Below are 2,112 nucleotides of genomic sequence, written 5' to 3' on the forward strand. Positions count from 1 at the left end.
GACGGATTTGCCGGCTCCGGCTTTGGCAGCAAAGATGATAGCGATCAAGGCGGCACTGCCTCCGACTACCTCGGCAATCGCGATGATTCTTTGCCAGAACTTTATCATGGTTTGTAGGCTTGAGTTGGCAGTCGCCTAACGACAGCGTTCAGCGGGGCCGCGTGAGGAGCTACGATGAGTGATAAGAGACTCGCTTCGCGGCCTCCGCTGCAACGCATTGTTAGCTGTCGTTGCGGGTAAGTCTGCTATTCTTGATCTTATCGGATAGCTTCTGACGCAACTCAAACGCGCCTTGTACAGCGTTTTTGTATACAATGAGTCGTTGTGCCAAAAAATCGAAGGGGACATTACTATCTTGGCAAATAAGAATAACCTCACGACCGAGGGCATCGGCAAGCCCTACCTCGTAGGCTACATTGGCGTTTGCCCCGGTCAAGTCCGCGATCATTAAAGCCGATCCCGTTATTCCTTTCCAAATATCATAGGGGACGAATCTGCCCTCCATTTCTTTGGCGATCAAGAACTCGAACCCGGCATCTTTGCAAACCTCTCTCAGGATTGTTTCTACACCGATAGACCATTCCTGCGAGTAGGGCATGATGATAAAACATTGGTTGGCTGAGATCGCACTGGCAGGCGGTCCTAAAAAGGGTGCTGCGGAATGATGCCCGCTCGGAGACTGGCGCTCATTTTTCAAAGCCGACAGTTGGTCTTGGATCTCTTGAAGCATCCGGAGCGGGACGGTAGCGGTATCGTCGGAGGCGGACTCTTGAATGCCGACAAGTTCCTTTTGAAGCTCTGCAATTTTTTCTTGCGTCAGTCTGAAAGAAAGATCTCCTTGGCAAGCCGTAACTGTGTCAAACACACGACGATCAAAGGCTGGCCCAGGCCTCGATTTTTGTAGAGTAAAATAATGGTGAAACCGGCCACGTTCACCCGCATAGAAATGCTTCTCTTGTTTCTTGAGCAAAGTAAGATTGAGGTATAGAACGAACGCCACGGATGGGAATTCTTTCCTTATTCGAAAAATAAAATTGCTCGCGCGATCAAGTCCAAGACCAAGTGGGTCAATGTAGATCACATTAACGTCAAGGCTTTTGATAGCCTTATACGCCTTTGATGTATCATTATACAGTCCGACGGATAGCACAACCTTGATTTTGCGCAGTGCGTCAACAAGTGCACGGGCTGCGCGTTCATCGGGGTCAACGATCAGAGCTTTGATTGGGATATTATCCATCACATCACCTCACACGAAAGTAAATGGGTCAGACAGCTAACGAACACACATCACCGGGCCGCCGAACGGCATTGCGAGCAATCACGTGAACCGCTCGGCGGCGGCTCCGGTGCATGTCGTTGTTAGGCGCAGTTCCGCGCCTGGATTATCGCTCTCAGCCTTTTCTTGTCATCGGCATAATATGCTCGGATTGCCTCTTCTACTCCCTGTCTAGCATGCCCGATTGAGTCATAGATTACGGCTTTCTTCCTCTTTCGCTTCCCGAATAAGCCCCACCTTTCGACCTCTTCTGTCGTTTCCAAGTACAGCATAAAGTCCAGTTTCTCTCCCTCCATAATTGATACGAAGAAGACAGAAGCACCGTCACTCTTCTTCAGGAAGAGCGTCGGCGCACAGATTTGCAATTCATTAGCTTGGTGCAGTTGTTCATCCCAAGGGAAGGCGCGAAAGGCATCAAGGGCTTGCTGTAGGCTCGCCGTGCCGCGCTCCTCAGCAGTACCATCTTGATGAGCGTATTGCAGGCTTAGGTTAATCATACTTGTGTTATTGGCTGGACTGTTGTGCTTCTGCGCCTAACGAACACACATCACCGGGCCGCCGAGCGGCATTGAAAGTAACCACGTGAACCGCGCTTCGGCGGCTCCGGTGCATGTCGTTGTTAGGCCAACGTTTTTGGCTCACCTATCTCTCGTCCCCACCAGTCCTCTGCTTGGCCGCCAAGATAGGGTAGCACCCGCAAGGCGGCACGCTCAAATCTGTCGCCAGAGGAAAACCATCGCCGCTTGTCATATCTGAACCAATGGTCGCTTTTTTCATCCGACGCACCAAGTCGAAGACGGCGCGCCACGTCCCAGGCCCTGATCTTGGTGGGA

The 2,112-nt window shown here is 51.4% G+C and carries 3 protein-coding genes; all 3 read right to left on the reverse strand.

Annotation, left to right across the window (positions count from 1 at the left end; translation table 11 throughout):
* Positions 1 to 220: 220 nt before the first annotated feature.
* A complete protein-coding gene (locus tag VJ464_23740) occupies positions 221 to 1,240 on the reverse strand; it encodes a hypothetical protein (GenBank protein ID HKQ08159.1) in 1,020 nt (339 codons plus the stop codon).
* A gap of 122 nt (positions 1,241 to 1,362) precedes the next feature.
* A complete protein-coding gene (locus VJ464_23745; protein HKQ08160.1) occupies positions 1,363 to 1,776 on the reverse strand; it encodes a hypothetical protein in 414 nt (137 codons plus the stop codon).
* A gap of 122 nt (positions 1,777 to 1,898) precedes the next feature.
* On the reverse strand, positions 1,899 to 2,112 hold a 214-nt coding region (locus tag VJ464_23750), incomplete at its 5' end, for a hypothetical protein (protein ID HKQ08161.1).

It is taken from the genome of Blastocatellia bacterium (genome assembly GCA_035275065.1).
Lineage (GTDB): Bacteria > Acidobacteriota > Blastocatellia > UBA7656 > UBA7656 > DATENM01.

Bases quoted from the DNA above. Each gene is read 5' to 3' on its own strand.
- VJ464_23740 (HKQ08159.1), bottom strand. From the start codon at position 1,240: ATGGATAATATCCCAATCAAAGCTCTGATCGTTGACCCCGATGAACGC.
- VJ464_23745 (HKQ08160.1), bottom strand. From the start codon at position 1,776: ATGATTAACCTAAGCCTGCAATACGCTCATCAAGATGGTACTGCTGAG.